Here is a 23,175-nt window from a genome sequence, read left to right on the forward strand (position 1 = left end):
CCCTGACTCGAAACTACTCTCTTGATTGCGAATTTTTCTGGATCTGAGCCTCTGTCGGTTCAGAGAAAGCAAACAGCTTCTTCGATCGGGAAGGATGTCGAAGTTTTCGAAGCGCTTTGGCTTCAATCTGCCGAATGCGCTCACGTGTGACCTCAAAGTCTTGGCCAACTTCTTCCAGCGTGTGATCGGAACGCTCACCGATTCCAAAACGCATGCGCAAAACCTTTTCCTCTCGAGGCGTCAGCGTGGCCAATACTTTGCGTGTTTGTTCGCTGAGATTCATCAGCATGACCGCACTGGACGGGTTAATCGCCGACTTATCCTCAATAAAATCTCCCAACGAACTTCCGCTATCGTCTTCATCTCCAATCGGGGTCTCTAAGGAAATCGGTTCTTTAGCGATTTTGAGTACTTTACGAACTTTTTCAACCGGCATTTCCATTTTTTCAGCGATTTCTTCCGGAGTGGGCTCACGGCCCAAATCCTGCACCAAGTATCGGCTGGTTCGAACCAACTTATTGATCGTTTCAATCATATGAACCGGAATGCGAATCGTACGAGCCTGATCGGCTATCGCACGCGTAATCGCTTGCCGAATCCACCAAGTCGCGTACGTTGAGAATTTATAGCCACGCTTATATTCGAATTTGTCTACCGCTTTCATTAAACCAATGTTGCCTTCTTGGATGAGATCCAAAAATTGCAGACCGCGATTGGTATATTTTTTTGCAATCGAAACCACCAAACGAAGATTGGCTTCAACGAGTTGTTCTTTCGCACGATTCGCTTTTCGTTCGCCTTTTTGAACAAAGCGATAAGCTTCTCGCAAACTTTCGACGTCGACCTGAGCTTCTTCTTGGACGCGCTTAATGCGATGAACTCCCATCACAATCGTCCGGTACCAATCCTGCAAGTGCTCAATGCTGGTCATCCACTTTTTAGCCAAGACGGCCATCTTCTCTTGCTTGCTTTCGCAAGCTCGGATTTCTTCTAAGATAACATGCGCAGAACGATTAACGCGCCTTTCAATATTCGAGATTTCGAATTCGACTTTGTTGACGCGTCTAACCAAGATCTTGATCCGCTGAACAATCCGATCGATCTGACGCTTGTTAATCTTAAGCTCACGAAGCAAAGAAACGACTTTTTCGCTGTTTGTCGAAGTAATTTTTTTCCGAAGTTGGGTCAGTTCTGCCACAATTTTTAAAGCGCGTTCGGTAATTTTGGGTTCATCAAATTCAATGGTTTGCCCATCTTCCCCCGGCTCGTTCTCTTTGACGATCTCTTTGACGCGTATTTTGCCTTTTCGAAGCCGCTCTCCCAAATCCAGAATTTCGATGAGGCAAATGGGGGTATGCAAAACTGCCGACAAAACTTCGATTTCGCCTTCTTCAATTCGTTTCGAAATCTCAACTTCACCTTCGCGAGTCAGCAGATGGACCGAACCCATTTTTCTTAAATAAAGTCGAACTGGATCATTTCCCTTTGAGAAATCCCCTGATTCCACAGCTTCGCCATCGGTTTCAGCAGAAAACTCTTCAACTTCTTCTTTTGGGCCAACTTCCGCCGTTTTGCCGCCATCATCGGTCAGCTCAACTTCCGCCTCAAGCAAGAGCGCGACTAAGTTTTCCAAATCTTCCATTTTGGCCAGATCGGACCCCAGAGCATCATTAACCTCATCAATGCTCAAAGTGCCTTTGTCGCGCCCACGACTGACAAGCTTGACAACATCTTTTCTCTCGTGAAACACTCGAGCCACTATCTTGACAGGGTTGGGTAAACGAGGCTTCGAAAAAGAGCCTAGTTCATCAAAATCGTCCGCATCGAAGTCTGATTCTGCAGTTAAATCGAGCTCATCCATATCAATATCAGCGTCCATATCGAATTTATTTTTTTCAGTCACACATTTACCCATATCCGATCCATCAAAGTCTTCAAGTCCAACCCTGCTTGAGTGCTCCTGTCTGGCTCTTGAGTGTATCTCGAACTTCCTGGAGATTACCCTCTGAACTTGCCTGCAACAATCTTTTGTGCTGTTCTGACAGCCAAGCGTTCTTTTTCTTTTTCTGGACTCGAAGCCGCCAGCCTTGTAAAATCAATTCCGCTTCTTGTCGACTGATTTCAGAAACGTTCACTTCTTTCAATTGATACACCACCGTCGAGTGTCGAGGCAATACAATGTCAGACCATCCTTTTTGGTTCGGCAACTCCATCACTCGATCCATAAAAAACGCAAAATCTGAGTTTAATTCCGCGACAATATCGCTCGCCTCATGCACCAAAGCAGGATGTTGCACAAACGCTGCAAACAAAAGCTTTTCAGAAGCGCTCCAAACTACACGAGCGATTTCACGGGATATAGGCGCCGCAGCTTTAGGAAGAGCTCCCGGGCGAGCTTTCAAAACCGATTGAATCAACACGCGTTCGTCTTCTTTCAAGATAGACGAAGCCAATCGGACATACTGACGATTGACGAGCGGATCCGGGTGCACCGAAAGAACCGGCAAAAGTGCCTGCAACGCTTGAATCCGAGCGTGTACCCCTATCATCCCGTCGGATGAAGCTTGTTCAATCCGAACTTGAACGGCATCTTTGGCATTGGAAAGCAAGCCTTTCAGCGTCTCGTATTCTCCCTTTTGCCACAGAGAGTCCGGATCTTTATCAAGCATTTCGGCCGTTCGAACCTGAAATCCATTCGCGAGAAATAAAAGCAAGGCCTTCTCTTGAGCGGCCACACCCGCTGGATCTCGATCGAAACAAAGCACAACTTCCTGCGTATACTTCTGGATCAGGCTGGCGTGTCCTTGAGTTAAGCTTGTTCCACAAGGCGCAACCGCTGGGATACCGCTGGCCAAAAAAGCCATCACATCAAAGTATCCTTCCACCACCATCACGCGGCTCTGCTTTTTAATCAGCGGAAGCGATTCGTAGAGCCCATAGAGAGTCTGGCTTTTGTCGTACACTTCACTGGAAGAACTATTGACGTATTTGGGTCGTGTCTTTTCTAAATTGCCAAAAATCCGCCCTCCGAATCCAATGATTTGACCACGAGGATTTCGAATGGGAATGGTAATTCGTGAATGAAAGAGAGAATCTGAGTTGGCTCCAAAACCCAATCCCATTTTTTCGATAAATTCAGTGGGGTAGCGTCGAACTTGAGTCAAATATCGAAGCGGTTCGTCTTTTAAGTTTGCTAGAAAATAAGACTGGTCACGCTCCAAAGCATCTAAAGACAAATGATCGACTCGAGTTTTGGCATTCCCCTGAATCACAATTCCATGTTCAGCAGCCAATTGCCGCACGATATCCATGAAAAGCTGCCCGCTTTGCTTTTCTAAAAAGCTAAAAACATCGCCACTGGCTCCACAGCCAAAACACTTAAAGAAGCCCTTATCAGGACGAACGTTGAAGGAAGGGCTCTTTTCGGCGTGAAAAGGACAAAGGCCCAAGTAGCTGGGCCCCTGTTTTTTCAATTTAACGGTCCGTCCAATGACTTGGACCAAGTCCGTACGCCGCTTGATCTCGGCGATTGCGTCTTCGAGCTTCACGATACTCCTAAACACCTCTTAACACAGGCTGAGACACGATTTCCATCCGCTTGACCGGCTGCACTCGCCAGCACCGCTTTCATCACTTTGCCCATGTCCTGAGCTCCCGATGCTCCCAGTAACTCGATGTGTTCTCGCACAAGACGTTCCAAAGCACGTTCATCCAGCTGAGCTGGCAAGTAAGACTCGATTACCGATAATTCAAAAGCTTCTTTTTCAGCTAAATCCATGCGCCCACCCGCTTTGAACGACTCCACAGATTCTCGGCGTTGTTTAGCCATTTTCTTTAAGACATCCAGAGCCTGCAAATCATCCAAATCAGTCCCTTCCGAAGACCCATGGGTCCGAGCGGAGATGGCCCGATTTTTCAGTTCTGTGCGCACCAACGCCAAAACGTCTTTTTTCGGATCGCGTGCTTTCATCGCATCCTTCCAGTCCAAGCTAACTCTATCGTGTAATGAAATCATAGTCATCTCATCGCACATTTGCGGAGAAAAAGGAACTTGATGGATGAAAACCTTGCCTAGAGTAGCTTGTGCTATCTGCAGTGAGAGAATAGAGACAGGAACCAGATTGTTGGTAACCTTGTTAGCATGAGGAGAGTGTTCGCTTGATACGTCCCATTTCTACCTCTATTGTCCTTGTTTTTGCACTATCCACAGACTTATTGGCTTGGCTAAAAGATCCTAGATCTGAAGTCGCCCGAATCAGCCGACAAATCCGAGACAGCGTTCGAGAAGTAAAACCTTTTTCGCTGGGCTCGTCTTCGGTGCCGCTGATTCGCACGAACAATAACTACATCGAGCAAATGAGCCAACGACTCAAACGCATCCAAGAGCTCCGGCTCGAGATTCACAGATTGCACCAGATAGGAAAAATGTCGGAGGCTCTAGAAGCCGAAGAAGAGCTCTTGCGCCTGATTGAGTTGGGTGCTTTGCCTGAGAAGTTGCAAAGAACAGAAGCTTGGAAGATTGGATTGGGCCTTAGCGAAATGCCGGGTGAACTATTTTTGCCTACGTCTGGGAAAAAGTATGGGGTACCAGAACTACGCTTGCTGCCCGGCACAGATGCACCATCCGTTGAACCGAACCCTTCACCCGCGGATGTTGGCCAAGCTTCTCAAGCTGAACAAGAGGCTCAGGGCAAAGAAGCATCCATTGATGGCGCTATCCGTGTTGTTCGTACGCAAGCGATGTCTGTGGACCCACTCCGATCGGTAAGAAGGTCATATACAGGTCCACGTGAGCCCAGGAACATTACTGCTCTGAAATGGGATTGCACCAATTTGGAAAAAATGACCTTTCAAGAAGCGCAAGCTTATGCCACAAGCCGTTTAGCGGAAGGATGGGAATTGCCAACCATTTGGGAGCTGGAAGCACTGTATCGACAGCAACACAGAGAGCTCGGAAACGATTGCAACGAAGCCTCGTATTGGTCTGAAACAGCAGTGACGGATGTGATTATCGGTGGTGCTTGTCATTGGGTCTTCGATTTTGAAGATGCCGATGTTTACGGTGGCAGCAATTTTAGCCACCATTTAGTTTGCTTAGTGCGGGATTTAGATGAGTGAGCCTCCCCAGAGAGAGAATTGGGCTATGCCCTAACACAAAAGGGTTGCAGGGCTTCCCAGACGTGCTACGACTTGAGAATGGATCTATCAATCATTTTGGGTTCGGTCGCTATCTTGCTACTTTTTCCAATGACTCTTTTTACGGTCCGCCAACAAACTTCGATTTCGATTGAGCGCTTTGGTCGCTTTGTTCGAGTAGCCGGACCCGGGCTTAACTGGAAGCTGCCTTTCATTGAACGCATTGCACGCCGCCTGGATCTTCGCATTCAACAGATGGTCGTTGAAGTAGAAACCAAGACCAAAGATAACGTCTTTGTGCGTGTCCACATCGCTGTTCAATATTTTGTTCTTCAAACTCGATTGTTTGATGCTTTTTACAAGCTGAGCACTCCAGGCCCTCAAATCGAATCGCATGTTCTAGATATCGTTCGAGGCCAAGTTCCTAAGATGGACCTGGACCATGTATTTGAAAATAAAGATACCATCGCTTACGCTGTTAAAGACGAACTGACAGAGTCGATGACCGAGTTTGGCTACGGCATTCAAACTGCTCTGGTGACGGAGATTGACCCTGACCAGAAGGTAAAGTCTGCGATGAACGATATCAACGCGGCCCTACGAGAACGTACCGCTGCGAATGAAAGAGGCGAAGCGGAACGGATCTTGGTTGTCAAGCGCGCTCAAGGCGATGCCGAAAGCAAAGCTTTGCAAGGAACCGGGATCGCCAATCAACGCAGAGCCATTATCGATGGTCTCCAGCAATCAGTCGATTTATTTCAAAAAGCCATCCCGGGAACAACGGCCGATGATGTGATGAAACTAGTCCTCATGATTCAATACTTGGACACGTTGAAAGACATTGGAGCCACTGGAAAATCGAACACGGTGTTCCTCAATCACTCACCCGGTACTCTGGGTGACCTTGTTCAACAGATTGCTGCCGCTAATCTAGCATCGAAATAACAATCGCGAAGGAAATACTTCTTCCAAAACCTTCAGAGTACCTCGATGAGATTGGAGTTGAATCTCCGCTTCTACTCCAATCGGAACAGGCCAATTAGGCTGTTCATGACCCACCGGCAAACCCGTCAACAGAGGAATTTCAAAGCTCTGGCATCGTTCTTCAAAAACCTTAAACGGTTCGTCTCCACAATCCGTTAAATAACCCAAAACGATGGCTTGAATCCCTTTCAAAGCCCCGGCCGCCCAAAGGTGCGTTAGCATACGATCCAAGCGATAAGGCTTTTCACCGACATCTTCTAAAACAAGAATGGTTCCGCACAAAGATGGCATGGACCGAGTTCCGAGCAACTCAACAAGCATGGATAAATTGGCCGCAAGCAACGTCCCCCGTATCCGATCTTTCAAGTAAGTCTTTCTGAGACTTAAGCTCGGGTATGCAACGTCTCGAGCTTGTCCGTTCAAGGCCAGCAAAAGCGCTTGGCTCGACTCTGCAGATTCCTCACTCAGTTGCGTGATTAAAGGAGCATGTAGACTCTTTAACCCGTGCAAAGCCCAGAAATGCATCATCAAAGCTGTGGTATCGGAAAATCCAACGATCGGAGCAACCGGTTCGCAGTCTTTCAGCATGGGTAAAAGCCGTGTCATGCCATAGCCGCCTCGGACCGCCCAAATCGCGTCGGCTCTCTCTTCTGAGCAGGCCCGCTGAAGCTCACGGAGACGCTCTTCATCAGAACCATTCAAATAGGTCTCTAGGCCTATGCGCAGAATCGGATTGCTCAAAATTTCGCAGCGATTTTGGAGCAGCCATTGAGCCCCTTGCTCATATTGCTGCTCATTAAACCGAGACGAAACTGCAAAAGGGATTATCTTCATGAATCGGCTCCATCAGCAACATGAAATGGAATCACAATACCTCCCGCACCAAACGTACTCGATACCCGACGAAAACATCACCGACGCAGGCGATACCGTCTCTGAAATTGAAGGCCCAACAGAAACCAGCGTAGCCAACGACCGAAGTGTCTGACCAATACCAGGCTCCATCATCATCTTCTCCTAATACACTACGCTGCTGATACAACCCTTCTAATTCCCAAATTGTCGGCAATCGCCACCCTTCTCCGGAATGGCCACTCGCATAAGCCTCGGCTTCTTCGAAAGTCACTCTTCTCAAGCTTTTACGGCCCAATTCCCATTCCAGGGTGGGTAGATCTTTGAGCACACGAAAGCCTTGATACCAATTCTCTAAACCTCTGAGCGGGTCTACTCGCATTATTTGAGTGCGAGCAACATGAGTAATGACCTGACTCGATACTCCTGTTGCGTGGACCCTTTGATTAACTTGGGAGGCTTGAGAATGAACGGGTTCATTTGGACTCGAAGCTCTCGGCAGCGTTTGTTCGCCGCTCGTGGCTGAAGATTCGGGCTGAACTGCTGGTTCAATCGCGCCGGGAACCAAATATAATCCTGGTGCCTGATACTTCTCCCCAGACGTAGGCAAAAATAGTTCACCCGGCATTTCGCTAAGGCCCAATCCAATCTTCCAAGCTTCTGTGCTTTGCAACTTCTCAGGCAAAGCACCCAACTCGATGAGCCGCAAGAGCTCTTCTTCGGCTTCTAGAGCCTCTGAAATTTTCCCTATTTGGCGCAACCTGTGAATCTCGAATCGGAGTTCTTGCATGCGCTTAAGCCGTTGACTCATTTGTTCGACGTAGTTATTGCCCATGCGAATGAGCGGTACCCAAGCAGAACCGAGCGAAAAGGGCTCCACTGCTCGAATGCTATCTCGGATTCGTATCCCAATTCCAGCGATTTCAGACTCTGCATCTTGCAGCCAAGTGGGACAGTGCTGAAGCAAGCTCCAAGCCAATAAGTTGGGAGATAGGACAAAAATAAAGAAAATAGGAGCAAAAACCTGATTCATAACGCAAATACTCTCTTCTCATTCATGAGGCCGATTGAAAATCTATCTCCCTCGCTCCTATACTTCTACTTCAGAACTGTAAATGTCGGTGAATTTGATAGACCCGATTGAAGAATCGTACTTTTGAACTCAACACGCATTCGAGCGAATTTCCCCTATTGCATTTGAAACGTTTCGCTCTCATACCAAAATGATTCTATGAAAAAGTTATTACTACTTGGTTCATTTGCTGTCTTTGCCATTTGCCTCTGTGCTCACTTCATCGACCGGCAACCGAGTAGTCTATGGACTCAGCAGTTGACCTCCGAAAATAAATCTGTCTCGATCCCATCGCTGGCTCCTTTGGTTGAAAGAGTCAAGCCTGCCGTTTTAGTAGTCACGACAGAGTCTTTGTCCAATCACCGACATCGGCTGCCTTACGGTTACTCGGAACCGAAACAGCAAGGTTTAGGAAGCGGCTTTATCATTCACCCATCCGGACTTGCTCTGACAAACAATCATGTGATTGCCAATGCAACGCGAATCCGAGTCAAAGTGGGAGGCAAGCTTAAGGAATACGATGCTGAGATAGTCGGTACTGACCCCGACACGGACGTCGCTTTGATTCAAATCCAAAGTGCTAAAAAAGACTGGCCAGTCATTCCTTTAGGAGAATCCGGCAAAATGCTCGTAGGAGATTTCGCTGTCGCCATCGGCAATCCATTGGGACTGGATTACTCGATCTCTTTTGGGCCGATCTCTGCCCTAGGACGCCGGGACATTCAGCCTTCGGGAAAACGTGGCTTGTTTGATTTTATCCAACTCAGCGCCCCAATCAATCCTGGAAACTCGGGCGGGGCTTTAGTCAACCTTTCCGGAGAAGCGATCGGAATCAATACCGCCATCAATGCAGCCGGCCAAGGAATCGCTTTTGCCATTCCGATAGACCAAGTTAAGCAAATTTTGCCTCAACTCAAAGCTCATGGCAAAGTAACTCGTTCGAGCCTTGGAATCCGGGTGATCGACGTGTCTCCTGAGCTTGCTCAAGAACTGGGTTTACCCCAAGCCCACGGTGTTTTGATCCGAGAGGTGTTAGCGAATTCTACCGCCATGCGCGCAGGATTACAGCCAGGCGATGTTATTACCGAATTTGAAGGCAAAGTACTCACCAACGCCCAAGCGCTCTTGGTAGAAACCGGGTTCGCTGGAGTCGGCAAAACCGTTCAGCTCAAATTATTCCGAGATGGCCAGTATCAAACCGTTCGCCTTAGCCTAGAAGCTCCCCCAGCACCCACAGAGCTAAAACCCTCGCAGTTACAAGAACTCGAAGCCTTGGGGATTCGAGGCATTCAACAGGAGGATGCACACTATCCAGGGGTGCGCATCACAGAAGTGAACCCGTATTCTGCCGCTCATATAGCCGGTGTAGAGCCGGGCGATGTCATGGTTCGGATCAATCGTCAAATGATAGACAGCGTCGAACGGTTGGCAATTACCCTTCGTTCCATCTCGCCCGGAAGCCCTTTTCGTGTTTTGGTCCGCCGCGATAATCGCTCTCTCTTGCTCATTGTTCGAAAGCCCTGACTCAATCGAAAACCAGATCAGCTTAGAGACCTATTTGACCGAGATTAGCTAGAAACGAAGAGTTGAAGCATGCGGAGACTCCCTTGGATAACGCAGACGCTCGTTCACAAGACATGAAAGCTTTTCTCAATGATATGCACAATACCACAGAGAAATTCTTGAAACCTTAAACTGTGTTAATATTGGTACGCGTCAGGCTTTTGGTTTAGGTCGCTTTGATACAAAAAATCATAGACCTGATTTCGAGTTTTTCTGCCTATGACAGCCAGCACACGGGAACAAGCGAGTGTTTTTGAAAATTGAACTTTAGCGGATTGGTGCGCTCGAGAGGATTCGAACCTCTGACCCCCGGAATCGAAATCCGGTGCTCTATCCAGCTGAGCTACGAACGCATTTGGGGTGAATGAAGGGACTTGAACCCTCGACCCCCAGGGCCACAACCTGGTGCTCTAACCGACTGAGCTACATCCACCGCGTCAGCAAGCACTCGTATCGGGCATTATTCGATCTTTCAAGGGGCTTCAGGAGAAATACTCGAAAATCGAATTCCATTACCTCATTCGCTCAGCAACTTCCTAGAGCATTCAAGTCAATTTTAGCCTAAAGTTGTTCCTATCCATCACCGTTCGTGGCATTCTGGAATTCATGGATCTGGTCCAATACATTCAATCGATTCCATCCTGGCAGTCTATGCTGGTTCTATTCGCTGCAGCTGTCATTGAATGTATTTTTCCGCCTTTCCCGGGTGATACCATTCTAGTCGGCGGTGGTCTCTTGATCGCCCAAGGCGTGCTTCCCTTGATTCCTACCTACTGCCTCATGAGCGCTGGCTCGATTTTGGGAGCTTTTATCGGCTATTGGCTTGGCTATCATGGCTTAGGACTTCGACGCCTACTGAAAGCGGAGTCCATCCAACATCTTGAAAAAGCTTATGACCGATGGGGAGTTTTGTTAATTTTATCCAATCGTTTTATCCCCGCTTTCCGAAGCGCTTTTATGATCGCAGCGGGGTTAATTCGAATGCCGATTCGACGAGTTCTCTTTTGGGGAACCCTTTCTTCTCTTTTGTGGAACGCCTTTTTGCTTCTGATCGGACACGCTTTCAGCGATCGCGTTGAAGACGCGATCCGATTCGCACAAGCCTACGGAAAAACAGTTCTGATTTTCATCGGAATCTGCCTAATAGCGTACACGCTATTTAGAATAGGGGGGAAAAAGCATGGCAGCCGCTAGTCATGCCGGCTGCTAAGCTCGTAACGATTAAAACGGAACGTCTTCGTTCATATAGCCCATCGACGGATCGAAGTCTGTTTGAGGAGCCTGGAATGAACCTGCAGCCCCCATGCCCCCGACTCCTTCCTCACGCCCATTACCCAAGAAGATAAGCTGACTCACGACTACCTCAAGGCTAACCCGATCTTTCCCTTCTTTGTCTGCCCATTTTCGAGCTTGAAAGCGCCCTTCTGCGAATACTTGTCGCCCTTTTTTCAAAAATTTCTGAGCATTTTCAGCTGTTTTTCCAAAACAGACCAACGTAAACCATTCTGTATGATCGCTAAAAGCCTCCCCTTCTTTTCGACGCTCTGTGACGGCAACACGCAAATTACACATCGCCATACCGCCTTGGGAGTAACGTACCTCTGGATCCGCTCCTACGTTCCCAATAATCGTCATTTTACTAATTCCAGCCATGTTTACACCTCGAAGGGTAGTGCATAAAGTGAGATCTCCACTTTGTAAATGGGCCACTCAAATATTTTTTATATCTATTTATATATTTTCAAATAATCACAAACAACTATCTTCTTTTGAAGAAAAAAGCCTTCTGAACGCACTGCGCAAATCCATTTTTGGGCCCCTATCGAGGACTGAAGAACACCTTGGTGACTTTAGGATTTGGGCAAGCTTTCTAAAAGAGTCGTTGGATTCTCTTAAACAAATAAGCTTGAAATACTGGCACCCGTATGAACGCGCTGGATCGCCTCACCCACCAAGGAAGCGCAGCTTAAAACTCGCACTTTCTCACTCTCGGCAGCGGTTCCTCGCAGAGGAATGCTATCGGTGATCACCACCTCCTCTAAACAAGAAGCGTCTATCCGAGACACCGCCTCACCAGATAATACACCGTGGGTCGCGTAAGCCCACACACCAATGGCTCCCGCTTTTTTGACGGCTTCGGCTCCTTTTACTAAAGTTCCCGCCGTATCGATCATATCGTCAATGATAATCGCGGCCTTCCCTTCTACTTCGCCAATGATGTTCATCACCTCTGCAACGTTTGGCTTTGGGCGTCGTTTATCGATAATCGCGAGACCTGCTTGAAGTTTCTTTGCATAGGAACGAGCTCGTTCTACCCCTCCTGCGTCCGGCGAAACAATCACAATTTCATCAGGTCGAAATTTAGCTTGGATATCTTCGATGAAAATGGGCGTTGCATACAAATTATCGACCGGAATATTGAAGAAGCCTTGAATTTGAGCAGCATGTAAGTCGATCGAGATGACGCGCGTCGCTCCTGCGACTTCCAGCAGATCTGCCAATAACTTAGCCGTAATGGGTTCTCTAGGACCCGCTTTACGATCCTGTCGAGCATAACCATAGTAGGGTATCACCACCGTGATCTCAGAAGCCGAAGCTCGCTTGAGAGCATCAATCATGATAAGAAGCTCCATGACGTTCTCGTTGGCCGGTGGTGAGATCGATTGCAAACTATAAACGTGATGTCCACGAACGCTCTCTTCGATGGCCACAAAAGTTTCACCATCGGCAAAATGGTTAATCTTGCGAGCCCCTAGAGGTGTCTTCAGATATTGCGCCACCCGCTCAGCGAGGAGCGGATTCGAACTTCCTGAAAATATTCGGATCGATTCACGCATTGGTTGGGGCGGAAGGATTCGAACCTTCGCATGTTGGAATCAAAATCCAATGACTTACCGCTTGTCTACGCCCCAGAAAAATCCTAGCTCCGTGTTTAACGTCTAAGCTGATTCTGTCAAGAGGAGTTTTTTGCTGAAGATGCTGTCCCAAAGCCAAGCAAGGACGATTTCCTAACGTTTTAAGTCTTTTTGTATACAGACCGACAGTCACACCCAGACGTTGAGCAGCAGCTTAAGTCTCAGCCTTTCGCCAAGCCTCTGTTTAACAGAATCTATGAATCATAAAAACCAGAACATCGATTCTCTTTTAAGATGTTCTGGTTTCAGTATAAGGAACTTAAGGTTTTGGAACATTAAACATAAACGAGCTCACGTTGTTACACTGACATTGGCCACCAACACCATTATGACTAGATATCAGCGTCACGTCGTAAAAGCAGTACCCAGCCTCACAGGCTCCTCCAGATAGGAGGACTTTGGCACCAATATCCCAATTATTTCCACCACATCCTATCTGATCTACGTGGTAGATTACTAAGTCATTATAAGCTTGACCATACATAGTTGGCTGTTGCCAATTCTGCGGGGCTTGGCTATCGCAATCTGCATTACTATTACTTTTAATCGTGAGCGTAAACATTTCTGAATCCAGTGGAGAAGCATCTGCGCAAACATTTAACCATGCGCCACCACAACAAGTTGCCTCGCCGCATTGAACTGCATCTCGAAACCTCTCTTTAGAGGAGTTTTTTTCAGCAAAAGCTACTGTCTCTAATAATGCAAAGCAAATTAAAGAAACAGACTTTAATAATTTTCTAATCATCACATTTTTCATTTTTAAATCTCCTATATTTCATGCAGGATTTATTGTCTGCATGAATAAGCGGAAGTTTGCTCTCAGAATTGTTGGAGTCAATTTCGGAAATTACACAAAATCGCACTTCAAAGCAAAAAATCAAAAAAGCCTTTATGGCTAGAACGGTTCCGGTTTGAGATAGTTTAGTACCCACAGTGTTTGGAACCGCTCTAGCGACGGCTGGAGCGATTCAGGTATTTCTCAGGATCTACAGGGGTTCGGTTTTTTCGCACCTGGAAATAGACCCGCGGTGAATCAACACCCCCAGATTGGCCAACCGTTCCGATGGATTCGCCTTGTTTGACCCTCTGCCCCTTTTTAACCAAAATTTGATCCAAATGCGCATAAATGGTCACAAAAGAATGTTCGTGATCGATAATAACAATCTTTCCATAATGTGCCTCTTCTTCTCCCACGTAGAGAATTTTCCCCTCTGCAGCCGAGTGAACCGAAGTTCCTAAAGGAGCTCCTACGCCAATTCCTTCATAGAGAGTTTGAGATCTCGAATCAAAAGATTTAAATAAAACGGCATTCTTAACGGGCCATTCCAAAGCAATCTCTCGAGTATCTTCTTCGGATTTCGTCTTTTCAAAAACGGGTTCAGGTATTTTTTGAACAAAAGCCGATGGTTTTTTGGGCGCTGTTTGATTTTTTACAACAGGCTGAGATTCTAAGTAAGGAACAAAGAGCTTCTGATCAATTCGTAACTGAGAAGCATTTTCAATGCCATTCATCTCCATCAAATCCATCACCGAACAATGATTTTTCTGAGAAATACTGTAAAGCGTATCGCCTTTTTTAATGATGTAAACATAACCCCCCTGCCAGCTCGAGTGTTTTGAGGCATGCCAAAACACACAAGACGGCAGGAAAAATGATAATACGATTAAGCTAAGTGGCATTCTCATGAACAGAAAATCGATTCCTTGAACGGTTTGGACGTTTTCTTCGGAAGTTTGTCCTGGGCTTCGGAACTCCACGTTTATCTTGAATATAAGGCTTACCCGCTTGCTTCGCGATTGCTTTCAGTTGGCCAATCGGCTCTAACGATTCATTTTGGCTATACAAAGAAATCGTATAAAGCATTAATGCTTCTCGAAACCAGGATTTATGCACGAGAGCTGGCGCAAAAGTACTCATTGCAGCAAGCATGCTTCGAATCTTATCCTGATCGTGTCGAGCAAGGCGTATTCGCTGGGCCCAATCAACACATAGTTTATCGATCCAATTGCGCTCATTATGTTCCGATTTCTCGAAACTCAGATAAGTTGGTAAAAGAAGGCATGAAAACCCCACAGCAGCCGAAACATCGACATTCCGACTCACGGCCTCATCAAGAGCTCTCAACATGTGATCCATATTCTCGGACAGCTCAGGCATGAATACTTCCAGAATGCCTAACTCGCGACATAAGCGAAAAGCTTCTTGAGAATGCCCAGAGCTTAGAAGACGGACAAACTCTTCCTGCAAGCGTGCCGGAGCACAGCGCGGAATCTCCGAAACGTGCCGCTTCATAGCTTCGTAGGTATTGGTTTCAATTTGGAAGCCGAGGCGGCTGGCAAATTTGATCGCTCGAATAATCCGAACAGGATCTTCTTGAAACCGAATATCGGGATCTCCTACGGTACGAACGAGTCGAGCTTCCAGATCCTCTCGCCCTCCCACAAAGTCTAAAACCTTTCCATCAATCGGATCGTAAAAAAGACCATTGATGGTCAGATCTCGGCGTCTGGCATCCTCTTCGATATTGCCGTAGACATTATCGTGGGTCACCAGCAGATCTTCTGGGAGATCTTCCTGCAAATCGAGTGGATTTGCTCGAAACGTGGCTGTTTCGATAATCTGATTCCCTGGGAAGAAAACATGGGCCAACAAAAATCGTCGGCCAATTAAGCGCGAATTTTTAAAAATTTGCCGCACTTCTTCCGGTTTCGCATTGGTCGCAACATCAAAATCTTTTGGCGTTCTTCCCAAAAGCAAATCGCGCACACAACCACCGGTCAAATAAGCTTCATAATTTTTGGCTCTAAGCCTCTTGATAACCCACAATGCATTCAGATCGATCAAGGCCAAAGGAATTTCTGGTTCCACGAAAATACTCCTGATACAGCAAGCTGAGGCCAGAAAGAGTCAACTCTGGCTCAACAATTTCAATCGTTTTGGAGGCTTGCTTCATAAAAGGCGCCAATCCGCCTGTTGCGATCACCCGACATCGGGTTCCTACTTCTTCTTGCATACTAAGCACAAGTCCATCAATCAAGGCGGCATGACCCAAAACCAGCCCGATTTGAAGATGTTCCACGGTTGTTTTTCCAATCGCTCGACTGGGGCTTTCCAACAGGACTCGATTCAACTTAGACGCTCTTTCAAACAATGCTTCGGAAGCGATTTCGAGGCCTGGAGCAATCGCTCCCCCAAGATAAGAACCGGAAGGACTGACAACATCAAAAGTTGTGGCAGTGCCCATATCAACGACGATCAAAGGGGCCTGAAAACGCTTCCAAGCAGCATAGACATTCACTAAACGATCCGCACCCAATTGCTCCGGGTGCATGACTTCGAGCGGCATATCTACCATCAGTTGACGCCCTACCCAAAGCGGAATCTGGCCCAAGTACGTGCGGCAAGCATCTTCCACACAGCGTCCAAGTTCAGTCACAACCGAGGCTACGCAAACTGCCTCAATATCTTGGATACGAATCCCTTTTCGCTCCAAAAGAGCGCTCATCCAATAACCCAATTCGTCGGCTGTCGCTTTGCGCTCCGTTCGAAATCGAATCGAACACGTTAGTTGAGAATCATTGTAAATACCTAATACAATGTTCGTATTCCCAATATCGATGACCGCTAGCATGCGCAGCAGTCATTAGCATTTTTTCCGGATTCTGGGAACTCCTATTAGCAAAATCAGAGCAAAGAACCAAAGATGGAAAGCTCCATTCGATGCATTGCAACCCGACTGTTGCCTGGCTGTGCTCAATGAACCAGAGTTAAAAGAGCTTGCCAAAGAAGCTGTCTCAATGCAGGCCGATTCATGCACTGGATGGCTTTGGTTGTCTTTTAGGGGGTAACAGACTTCGGTATCCGTACAACCGCTACCCGTACTGCAATCCGTATAACATAAAGAGCTTCCGCTTGAATTGGTCACACAAAGAAGCCCCACCGCGCATTTTCGCCAAGAACAATCCTCCGCCAAATGGCTGGATAAACTCGACCTCGTTTGGAAACTGCAAAACCCAGAATCACAAACCATCAGACTCCCAGAGCACTCTGAATCCGTCGCACAAGGCTTGGAACAGTATTGTTGAGCGTCTACAGTACGACATTCAAATTCGGATTGACAACGGTGATGGCCCGAACAAGAGTCTCCCAACACACCCGGTGTCGTACCCGGATAAAGCATACGAATCGCCGATTGTTCGTCAAATCCTGGCTTATCGACCATGAAAACCGCTTGAGCGCTCATCAACTGTTCGCAAGCTACACAAGGATGCCCAAGGCCTAATACATGCCCAAATTCATGCGAAAATGTTGCTTGAGGTGCAAAGCAATCAGCGAGATTCGTACAATTCGGATCCCAAACAATACCCAATTCGGGGCAAGCGTTGAGAACCATATCAGCATCTTCCAAAATACGAACGGAACTTCCCTGAGCAACCGAGTACACAGGCAAGGTAACCCCCAGAATTCCCTCTGGGCCTGCTCCAATCAAGCTCATCCACTCATCACGATCTCGTACCCAAAAAACATCGTGGCTGCTTGCATCAGTTCCGAATGAACGCTGGGATCCTACAGAACTTCTTAATGCAAGAGACGCATTGGGAGTTGCTTGCCAATCTTCTAGAACTCCTTGAACCAAAGATAGCCAAGTATCTGAATCGATGCCGTTTGGAAGCCCCTCCATATCGAGATAGAACTGCATGCTGGAACCTGGCCAGCGCGGAGCGGATGCAGCTGTACAACCCAGTTTAGGGCTGTGTTCATCTCCCCAAACATTGCCTTGCGCATCGATGCTATTGCAAAGATAGCGATAGGAAACAGACGGCCAAGCCACTAGAACGCACAAGAATGCCCACAACCTCATAGCGCACTCCGAATCACTGCCTTAAATCTTTCTAAGGATTTAAAGTGCCTTGGCGAAGGATTCGCCAACAGCAAGTAGGTATGAGGGCGACGAGCAAGCTTTAAGTCTCCAAGTTCCTCAAATACCTCGAGCCCACGTTCTCCTGAAACGACTTTGAATTTACCAAGCCCCAAACCATAGCTGACTACGTTTTCCTGGAGTGGAAAGCCAAACCAAACCAGCCGCTCACCCGGACGATACACACTCGATCCCTCCAAATGCATGACCCGACCGTTGAGCGAGCCCCCTACTTGGTAAAGAGTCAAAATCTCCCCTTTTGATATCCCCTTTAAGCCTTCGTCAACCTGCAACTTCGTGAGCGTAATAATGCGCTTCTTGGCATCTTCACGCACTTCTTGCGAGAGCACTCGCACATCGGCAATCATTCCACTTCGGCGGCTCATGCTTGGAAGATCATCCAGCATGCCAACGGTTGCGAGCAACGGGTAACCTGAAAGAAAAAAGGACATCAACCGCATAATTATTTATACGATCAAAAGCACTCAAAATACTGTCAAGTCACTTATTTATTTCAATAAACGCAGCCAATCTGGAAAGATTTCAACAATATCTTCTACAATATCGCGAGGCAAAACAGCATGCGCCAATCCATTGTTTGACATAAAAGCGACCAAGCCCGCCTCTCCTTCGTTCAACAACTGAATCGAGTGTTCGTCCAGTGTCAACCAACTAATGGATTGATCTGGCTTTTCAAAGAAAAACTTCTCGTTGCCGACGCCTTTATCAAAACGATTTCTTTGGACCCATACTCGAATTAATTCATATTGCTCCGATTTATTGAGGCCTTTCAATTTATTGGGTTCTCGCTTTTTTTGAGATCGAACGATTTGTGACTCGGTCACCAGGCCCGCTTTTAAGAGCTGAGCTTTTAGATCAAACATGTTTGTCCTCCCATGTAAGAACGTAAAACTTCTGGAATCAGTACGGAGCCATCTTTCTGCTGATGATTCTCCAAGATTGCCACCAAGGTCCGACCCAGCGGCAGGCCCGAACCGTTCAGAGTCCACACCGATTGAATGTGACGTTCTGCGTTTCGATAACGAATTTGGGCTCGCCGTGCTTGAAAAGCACCGAACACGCTGCACGAACTAATTTCACGATAAGTACTTTGCGCAGGCAGCCATACTTCGATATCGTAGGTCTTTTGTGCGCTAAAACCGGTATCTCCTGAACAAAGAAGCACGATTCGATGGGGCAATTCCAGTGCACTCAAAATAACACTGACTCGCGTCACCATCGCATCCAGTTCTTCTTCGCCCTGCTCGGGTTTACAAAATCGAACCATTTCTACTTTTTCAAACTGATGCAGTCGAATCAAGCCTCGCGTATCTCGACTAGCTGCTCCTGCTTCCGATCGAAAGCAAGCGGAATAGGCACAATAGCGCAATGGAAGTTGAGACTCTTCTAAGATTTCATGAGCATGAAAATTGGTGACCGGAACTTCGGCAGTCGGAATTAAATGCAGCGCTTCTGAATCTGGAATCGGAACTTCAAACGAATCTTCACGGAACTTCGGAAATTGACCGGTTCCTCGCATCGCGGTTTCACGAACCAGATACGGAGGAGTCAGCTCAGTATCGCCTCGGGCCACATGGAAATCGCACAAATATTGGATCAACGCTCGATTCAGTCGACTTGCAGCACCTTTTAAAAAAGCAAATCGCGAACCCGAAATCCTCGCCGCTCGCTCAAAATCAATCACGCCTAAGCGCTGACCGATCTCAACGTGATCTAAAACCGGAAAATCGAAATGAGGAGGCACTCCAACCGTTTGGACAACTTGGTTATCGTGGGCGTCTTGGCCTTCGGGCACTTCGTCTTGAAGTGGGTTTGGAATGTGAAGCGCTAAGCATTCGATCTGTTCTTCTATTTCACGCAAAGACGCTTCCAATTGCTTGATACGCTGTCCCAAGAGCTTCAGTTCGTCTCGTCTCGACGGATCAAAATTCTTACTGGACGCGTTGCGCTCTTCTTGCAATTTCTGAGAGCTTGCAATCAAAGCCTTGCGCTCTTTCACCAAGTTCAATAACTCAGAAAGGCCAGGGACTTGCCCACGGCGCAGCAAACACTTCTCAAAGGACTCCGGATCTTTCTCAAAAGCTTTCAAATCTATCATAAGAAACCACAGGAAATCACAATGTTTCTCTCCTTGCAACTCTACAAAATGCTTCACCTTGTCGGATTTTCATTGCTGACAGGAGGCACTCTGACCAGCCTGCTCATGAATCTTCGCCGAGAAAACCCATTTGTGGCGCAGCACTTAGTCGCTGCTCCCGGTCTGATGCTGATCTGGATCACCGGACTTGCACAGTCTTGGATCCGAGAATGGGTGAATTTTAAAGGCTCGGGCTACATGCATGCCAAGTTAACACTGGTGATTTTTGCGACTTTATTCTTAGCGTTGGATATCAAAAGAAAAAAACCGCTTTGGGCTTTTTTAGGCTTTGTGATCCAAATTTTCATTTTGGGCTTGATTGTTTGGAAGCCTTTCTAAAACAAGCCGAAAACGCCTGCCCAGCTCGCGCTTTGCACAGGCGCTTGTTTACTCGAACTTAGAAATTCCAGGCCATCCCTAAGTTATAGTTCATGCCCCAGGTCTTAGAACTGTCCAAGTTAGCGATGCGTGGGCTTACTTGAACGTTGATATCACCAATCTCTGTGCGAAAATCAACGCCGGTGTTGATTTGCATACCGATGGCACTTTTCCAGATACCGGTATCGCTGCTGCTTTTGAAGGTTTGACCAAACTCGAAGGCAGGAAATACGTACGCGCTGATGAAATCAGCAAAATCTGCCCCCAAGACAAGACCTAAGTTCATCGGAATGAAACTTCTGGCCGCACCGGCGCTGCTAGAACCAAGCGCGGTAAACTCTGCGTCTGAAAACCCTGGAGCCCAATCTGTATAGCTATAACCCACTTGATATTGAATACCCGCGTAAAAGATATCGGTTAGCATTGCCGTGTAGCGCATCATGACATCGAGACCGAACATCCCACCATATTGCGCTGCAGGGGCCGTCAAATTCACATTTCGAAACATTCCGTAAGGGGAGAAAGTACCCGCATGAAAACCAAGCCCCAGATCCACTCCCATAAACACGTTGTAGATCAGGCCGGCGTTCAATTGTAGGTTGATGAGATCTGAACGCCCACCTGCCCCGCCATTCTGAAATAGCTGAGCACTGTTGAGATTGATGAAAAAGCGCATCGGCTCTTTTTCCATAGGAACTGGAATAAACTGGGTTGGAGTCGCAAACTGAGCCCAAGAAGGCAACGCGACCACACTCAGAGCCAGAGCAAGGATCCATTTTTTAATTTGTTCCACAGACTTTCTCTCCTTTGACATTTCAAATGCCACTATTTTGTTTTAGCTTAAACTCCTTTTTAAAATCAATATTATCTTCTAATAAGCGATGATTCCAGCCATCTCAGACAGGCTCCTGATTTGCAAAATCGGGACCACCCTCTCCATCTGCTTCGTCGTCTGCTAATTGAAACATCAATCCAAAACGCGCTCCTTCTAAAGCCAAGGCATCTTCCGTGGATTTCGACGCCCCCACGGAAATTGCTCCCAACCGAAAAGCGCATTCGAACAGCTTGCCCGTTTTATTTTGGAGGGTGTTCAATGTTTTTTTGGAGCTCACGATATCATCCAACTGACCCAAAACCATTCCTCGGCTTCCAATCGCTTCCGCCAAAACAGCGCATTGACGAGCAGGCTCATAACGCGCGAGTGCAAGGTGCCCAAAAGCATCCGAAAGCAAAGCATCTCCTGTCAAAATAGCCACTGCATCGCCAAACTTCCGATGAATCGTTGGTTTGCCTCTGCGAAAATCGTCATTGTCCATGCAAGGCAGATCATCGTGCACAAGCGAATACGCATGAACGTATTCCACCGCCAAAGCAGCCGGAAGCGCTAAAGCAAAAAAGCGCGACGTGTTACAACAACGCTGGGCAGCTTCAAACACTTTCAGGGGCCTGATGCGCTTACCAGGTCCCAATAGAGCGTGCTCCATGCTCAAAACCATCAAACGCGCAGCCGGCGAACGATCTTTTTTTTCCAATTTTCGAATGCTGCGTTGCAGCACCGATTCGAATCGATCTTTTAGGTCCATTTGATCGAGCATCCAATGCTGTGTCGTTGCATCGTGGGAGGCGGAAAACCTGCAAGCACCTGATCAATGACCGTGGACAACTCTTCTATTCGACCATGGTAGAATAAGCGCCTATCCTGGTCGTAGAGAAACAAATCGGGCGTGCAAACCGCTTGGAACGCTTTGGCCACTGCTTGATCTGAATCCAGCAAATAGGGAAATCCGTAGTTTTTTTCACGCCATCGCTTCAGCAATGCTTCGGGAGCATCGTCCGGATACCGATTTGCATCGTTTGAGCAGATTCCAATGATTTGCAAACCATCTCGTTTTAGAGCGATTAATGAATCCTCTATCGCTTGCACGTATGGACAATGATTGCAGATAAATGCTACCAGAAGGGCGGATTGATCGGAGAAATTCTTCCAATCAACCAGACGACCGTCGACCGATGGCAAACGAAAGGGAGGACAAGGTGTTCCCAATTCGATGTCGTTTGAATTAAGCGCCATGAAAATGTTTTATAGGAGAAACAAATGGATCGCAATCTCGCCTTAGAAGTTGTTCGAGTCACGGAAGGCCTCCGTTTCGTTTCTAAAGCTGACATCGCCGTTCAAGACGTCTTAACTCAGCATCGATCCACCGGAGAACCTGTTGATCGGCTTGTTGGACGCCTGACTCGCTCGCGTGGCCTGGGTTCTCGGGATCGAAGGCTGGTGGGAGATCGCGTCTTTGATGAACTCCGAAACAAGCCCTGGCCCACTTGGTTTACTCAACAAATCACGCCTGAGCTCGAGCAAGCACTTCGACAACGTGCCAAGCCTAATTTAGCAGTTGATCGGCGTCACATGACTCGAGAAGAAGCCTTGCAACTCCTCAATCAAGCGGGAATTATCGCAAAGCCTTCTCGAATTGCCGAGACAGGGTTAATCCTAGAAGAACGACTCGATCTCAATAAATTAGCAATGCGATTGCAACAAGCTTTGTGGTGGATGGACGAGGGAAGCCAGCGAATCGCGCTCGAAGTCCAGGCCGACCCCAGCGATCGTGTTCTTGATTTATGCGCGGGAGCAGGTGGAAAGACAAGAATGATACTCGCCACCGGAGCTTCGATCACCATGGTGGATTCTTCCCCACAACGTCTGGGAAAAATTAAAGGCGTTCAGCGTTTCGTCGCCGATGGCCGGACCTTGACGCTTCCCCTGTTTGATTGGATTTTATTGGATGCTCCCTGCTCAGGAACCGGAACACTTCGACGATCGCCAGACCTATTTGGGCGCCTTCAAGAAAACAGCATCCCCCGTTACGCGCTCTTGCAGAACGAACTAGCAAAGAACGCACACCGGCTTCTAAAACCAAATGGGAAACTTGTCTACGCAACCTGCTCGCTCTTAAGCGCTGAAAACCATAGGGATTTTGTAGGCTTTGATCGAATCGAGCACCGACAACTTCTGCCATCAGCCGATGGATGCGATGGCTTTTATTACGCTATTTTCAAGAAACAACTTTAAAAAGTTCGTCTCGAGGCAAAGTGCTGCCCTTGCTCGCTAGAGTGTTTTTGCGTTTACGGCCTGCCATCTTTTTTTTGCGGTCACGAATGTTCCAAGTTTGTTTTGTAGGTGATGCCATAAGTTCGTCC

Annotated in this window: 24 protein-coding genes and 3 tRNA genes; 6 read left to right on the top strand and 21 right to left on the bottom strand. The window is 47.4% G+C overall.

All coding sequences use genetic code 11. From position 1 onward, the window contains the following. Nucleotides 1-13 precede the first annotated feature (13 nt). From rpoD to I8H75_01845, 3 genes are read right to left on the bottom strand one after another with little or no spacing between them, the layout of a single operon-like run. Nucleotides 14-1,915 (bottom strand): RNA polymerase sigma factor RpoD, encoded by a 1,902-nt coding sequence (rpoD, locus tag I8H75_01835; GenBank protein ID MBH2006080.1) that lies wholly within the window; start codon nt 1,913-1,915, stop codon nt 14-16. Between the two features lie 19 nt (nt 1,916-1,934). Beyond that, a complete protein-coding gene (locus I8H75_01840; GenBank protein MBH2006081.1) occupies nt 1,935-3,548 on the bottom strand; it encodes a toprim domain-containing protein in 1,614 nt (537 codons plus the stop codon). Then, nucleotides 3,545-4,015, bottom strand: a complete 471-nt coding sequence (locus I8H75_01845; protein ID MBH2006082.1) for a GatB/YqeY domain-containing protein — start codon at nt 4,013-4,015, stop codon at nt 3,545-3,547. The genes I8H75_01840 and I8H75_01845 overlap by 4 nt, the downstream gene beginning before the upstream one ends. 143 nt (nt 4,016-4,158) lie before the next feature. On the opposite strand from I8H75_01845, the gene I8H75_01850 reads away from it, so the two are divergent. Continuing rightward, on the top strand, nt 4,159-5,118 hold the full coding sequence (locus I8H75_01850; GenBank protein ID MBH2006083.1) for a DUF1566 domain-containing protein: 960 nt from the start codon (nt 4,159-4,161) through the stop codon (nt 5,116-5,118). 78 nt (nt 5,119-5,196) lie between these two features. Next, complete coding sequence (locus I8H75_01855) at nt 5,197-6,081, top strand: SPFH domain-containing protein (GenBank protein MBH2006084.1); 885 nt, start codon at nt 5,197-5,199, stop codon at nt 6,079-6,081. Here I8H75_01855 and I8H75_01860 read toward each other — a convergent pair. Together I8H75_01860 and I8H75_01865 are read right to left on the bottom strand one after the other, a co-directional pair. Further along, nucleotides 6,067-6,954, bottom strand: coding sequence for an LD-carboxypeptidase (locus I8H75_01860; protein MBH2006085.1), 888 nt, complete (start codon nt 6,952-6,954; stop codon nt 6,067-6,069). The two genes, I8H75_01855 and I8H75_01860, sit on opposite strands and share 15 nt — an antisense overlap. 31 nt (nt 6,955-6,985) lie before the next feature. Further along, nucleotides 6,986-8,005 (bottom strand): DUF1566 domain-containing protein, encoded by a 1,020-nt coding sequence (locus tag I8H75_01865; GenBank protein ID MBH2006086.1) that lies wholly within the window; start codon nt 8,003-8,005, stop codon nt 6,986-6,988. 198 nt (nt 8,006-8,203) lie between these two features. Here I8H75_01865 and I8H75_01870 point away from each other — a divergent pair, with 198 nt between their 5' ends. Continuing rightward, nucleotides 8,204-9,568, top strand: coding sequence for a trypsin-like peptidase domain-containing protein (locus I8H75_01870; protein ID MBH2006087.1), 1,365 nt, complete (start codon nt 8,204-8,206; stop codon nt 9,566-9,568). Nucleotides 9,569-9,883: 315 nt separating this feature from the next. Here I8H75_01870 and I8H75_01875 read toward each other — a convergent pair. Together I8H75_01875 and I8H75_01880 are read right to left on the bottom strand one after the other, a co-directional pair. Then, a tRNA-Arg gene (locus I8H75_01875) sits at nt 9,884-9,960 on the bottom strand. A 3-nt stretch (nt 9,961-9,963) separates the two neighbouring features. Further along, nucleotides 9,964-10,040, bottom strand: a tRNA-His gene (locus I8H75_01880). Between the two features lie 173 nt (nt 10,041-10,213). Here I8H75_01880 and I8H75_01885 point away from each other — a divergent pair. Further along, entirely contained in the window at nt 10,214-10,801 is a 588-nt protein-coding gene (locus I8H75_01885; protein ID MBH2006088.1) for a DedA family protein, read from the top strand. Between the two features lie 27 nt (nt 10,802-10,828). On the opposite strand, the gene ssb is transcribed toward I8H75_01885, so the two are convergent. The 11 genes from ssb to serS form a co-directional block, all read right to left on the bottom strand. After that, a complete protein-coding gene (gene ssb, locus I8H75_01890; protein ID MBH2006089.1) occupies nt 10,829-11,260 on the bottom strand; it encodes a single-stranded DNA-binding protein in 432 nt (143 codons plus the stop codon). Nucleotides 11,261-11,499: 239 nt separating this feature from the next. After that, entirely contained in the window at nt 11,500-12,444 is a 945-nt protein-coding gene (locus I8H75_01895) for a ribose-phosphate pyrophosphokinase (GenBank protein ID MBH2006090.1), read from the bottom strand. Further along, nucleotides 12,445-12,519: transfer RNA gene (locus tag I8H75_01900), tRNA-Gln, on the bottom strand. Between the two features lie 262 nt (nt 12,520-12,781). After that, nucleotides 12,782-13,279, bottom strand: coding sequence for a hypothetical protein (locus tag I8H75_01905; GenBank protein ID MBH2006091.1), 498 nt, complete (start codon nt 13,277-13,279; stop codon nt 12,782-12,784). 191 nt (nt 13,280-13,470) lie between these two features. Beyond that, nucleotides 13,471-14,202, bottom strand: a complete 732-nt coding sequence (locus I8H75_01910; GenBank protein MBH2006092.1) for a M23 family metallopeptidase — start codon at nt 14,200-14,202, stop codon at nt 13,471-13,473. Next, a complete protein-coding gene (gene pcnB, locus I8H75_01915) occupies nt 14,192-15,424 on the bottom strand; it encodes a polynucleotide adenylyltransferase PcnB (GenBank protein MBH2006093.1) in 1,233 nt (410 codons plus the stop codon). The genes I8H75_01910 and pcnB overlap by 11 nt, the downstream gene beginning before the upstream one ends. Next, nucleotides 15,327-16,154, bottom strand: a complete 828-nt coding sequence (locus I8H75_01920; GenBank protein ID MBH2006094.1) for a type III pantothenate kinase — start codon at nt 16,152-16,154, stop codon at nt 15,327-15,329. Before I8H75_01920 ends, pcnB begins: the two co-directional genes overlap by 98 nt. Before the next feature lie 12 nt (nt 16,155-16,166). Next, nucleotides 16,167-17,384: a hypothetical protein gene (locus tag I8H75_01925; GenBank protein MBH2006095.1), complete on the bottom strand. Its 1,218-nt coding sequence runs from the start codon at nt 17,382-17,384 to the stop codon at nt 16,167-16,169. Further along, nucleotides 17,381-17,893 carry a hypothetical protein gene (locus I8H75_01930; protein ID MBH2006096.1) on the bottom strand — a complete coding sequence of 171 codons (513 nt, stop codon included), beginning with the start codon at nt 17,891-17,893 and terminating at the stop codon, nt 17,381-17,383. Before I8H75_01930 ends, I8H75_01925 begins: the two co-directional genes overlap by 4 nt. 57 nt (nt 17,894-17,950) lie before the next feature. Then, entirely contained in the window at nt 17,951-18,325 is a 375-nt protein-coding gene (locus I8H75_01935) for a hypothetical protein (protein ID MBH2006097.1), read from the bottom strand. Further along, the gene (gene serS, locus I8H75_01940) at nt 18,313-19,560 is read right to left on the bottom strand and encodes a serine--tRNA ligase (GenBank protein ID MBH2006098.1); all 1,248 of its coding nucleotides are present in this window, start codon (nt 19,558-19,560) and stop codon (nt 18,313-18,315) included. The genes I8H75_01935 and serS overlap by 13 nt, the downstream gene beginning before the upstream one ends. A 21-nt stretch (nt 19,561-19,581) precedes the next feature. Between serS and I8H75_01945 the strand changes: the two genes are divergently transcribed. After that, complete coding sequence (locus tag I8H75_01945) at nt 19,582-19,938, top strand: hypothetical protein (protein ID MBH2006099.1); 357 nt, start codon at nt 19,582-19,584, stop codon at nt 19,936-19,938. A gap of 58 nt (nt 19,939-19,996) precedes the next feature. On the opposite strand, the gene I8H75_01950 is transcribed toward I8H75_01945, so the two are convergent. The 3 genes from I8H75_01950 to I8H75_01960 all read right to left on the bottom strand — a co-directional run bounded on the left by I8H75_01950 (nt 19,997) and on the right by I8H75_01960 (nt 22,048). Then, a complete protein-coding gene (locus I8H75_01950; GenBank protein MBH2006100.1) occupies nt 19,997-20,770 on the bottom strand; it encodes a hypothetical protein in 774 nt (257 codons plus the stop codon). A gap of 103 nt (nt 20,771-20,873) precedes the next feature. Then, nucleotides 20,874-21,560: a polyprenyl synthetase family protein gene (locus I8H75_01955; GenBank protein MBH2006101.1), complete on the bottom strand. Its 687-nt coding sequence runs from the start codon at nt 21,558-21,560 to the stop codon at nt 20,874-20,876. Then, on the bottom strand, nt 21,551-22,048 hold the full coding sequence (locus I8H75_01960) for a thioredoxin family protein (protein MBH2006102.1): 498 nt from the start codon (nt 22,046-22,048) through the stop codon (nt 21,551-21,553). The genes I8H75_01955 and I8H75_01960 overlap by 10 nt, the downstream gene beginning before the upstream one ends. Nucleotides 22,049-22,072: 24 nt before the next feature. Between I8H75_01960 and I8H75_01965 the strand changes: the two genes are divergently transcribed. Then, nucleotides 22,073-23,047, top strand: a complete 975-nt coding sequence (locus tag I8H75_01965) for a hypothetical protein (GenBank protein MBH2006103.1) — start codon at nt 22,073-22,075, stop codon at nt 23,045-23,047. Nucleotides 23,048-23,175 lie beyond the last annotated feature (128 nt).

Source organism: Myxococcaceae bacterium, from assembly GCA_016000045.1.
In the GTDB taxonomy this organism is placed as follows: domain Bacteria; phylum Myxococcota; class UBA727; order UBA727; family JABDBI01; genus AER2-1.

Coding starts and splice junctions, on each gene's coding strand:
- I8H75_01905 (MBH2006091.1), bottom strand. CDS start 13,279: ATGAAAAATGTGATGATTAGAAAATTATTAAAGTCTGTTTCTTTAATT.
- rpoD (MBH2006080.1), bottom strand. CDS start 1,915: ATGGGTAAATGTGTGACTGAAAAAAATAAATTCGATATGGACGCTGAT.
- I8H75_01965 (MBH2006103.1), top strand. CDS start 22,073: ATGGATCGCAATCTCGCCTTAGAAGTTGTTCGAGTCACGGAAGGCCTC.
- serS (MBH2006098.1), bottom strand. CDS start 19,560: ATGATAGATTTGAAAGCTTTTGAGAAAGATCCGGAGTCCTTTGAGAAG.
- I8H75_01870 (MBH2006087.1), top strand. CDS start 8,204: ATGAAAAAGTTATTACTACTTGGTTCATTTGCTGTCTTTGCCATTTGC.
- I8H75_01935 (MBH2006097.1), bottom strand. CDS start 18,325: ATGTTTGATCTAAAAGCTCAGCTCTTAAAAGCGGGCCTGGTGACCGAG.
- I8H75_01855 (MBH2006084.1), top strand. CDS start 5,197: ATGGATCTATCAATCATTTTGGGTTCGGTCGCTATCTTGCTACTTTTT.
- I8H75_01860 (MBH2006085.1), bottom strand. CDS start 6,954: ATGAAGATAATCCCTTTTGCAGTTTCGTCTCGGTTTAATGAGCAGCAA.
- I8H75_01845 (MBH2006082.1), bottom strand. CDS start 4,015: ATGATTTCATTACACGATAGAGTTAGCTTGGACTGGAAGGATGCGATG.
- I8H75_01885 (MBH2006088.1), top strand. CDS start 10,214: ATGGATCTGGTCCAATACATTCAATCGATTCCATCCTGGCAGTCTATG.
- I8H75_01955 (MBH2006101.1), bottom strand. CDS start 21,560: ATGGACCTAAAAGATCGATTCGAATCGGTGCTGCAACGCAGCATTCGA.
- I8H75_01945 (MBH2006099.1), top strand. CDS start 19,582: ATGTTTCTCTCCTTGCAACTCTACAAAATGCTTCACCTTGTCGGATTT.
- I8H75_01865 (MBH2006086.1), bottom strand. CDS start 8,005: ATGAATCAGGTTTTTGCTCCTATTTTCTTTATTTTTGTCCTATCTCCC.
- I8H75_01920 (MBH2006094.1), bottom strand. CDS start 16,154: ATGCTAGCGGTCATCGATATTGGGAATACGAACATTGTATTAGGTATT.
- I8H75_01910 (MBH2006092.1), bottom strand. CDS start 14,202: ATGCCACTTAGCTTAATCGTATTATCATTTTTCCTGCCGTCTTGTGTG.
- I8H75_01895 (MBH2006090.1), bottom strand. CDS start 12,444: ATGCGTGAATCGATCCGAATATTTTCAGGAAGTTCGAATCCGCTCCTC.
- I8H75_01960 (MBH2006102.1), bottom strand. CDS start 22,048: ATGGCGCTTAATTCAAACGACATCGAATTGGGAACACCTTGTCCTCCC.
- ssb (MBH2006089.1), bottom strand. CDS start 11,260: ATGGCTGGAATTAGTAAAATGACGATTATTGGGAACGTAGGAGCGGAT.
- I8H75_01925 (MBH2006095.1), bottom strand. CDS start 17,384: ATGAGGTTGTGGGCATTCTTGTGCGTTCTAGTGGCTTGGCCGTCTGTT.
- I8H75_01930 (MBH2006096.1), bottom strand. CDS start 17,893: ATGTCCTTTTTTCTTTCAGGTTACCCGTTGCTCGCAACCGTTGGCATG.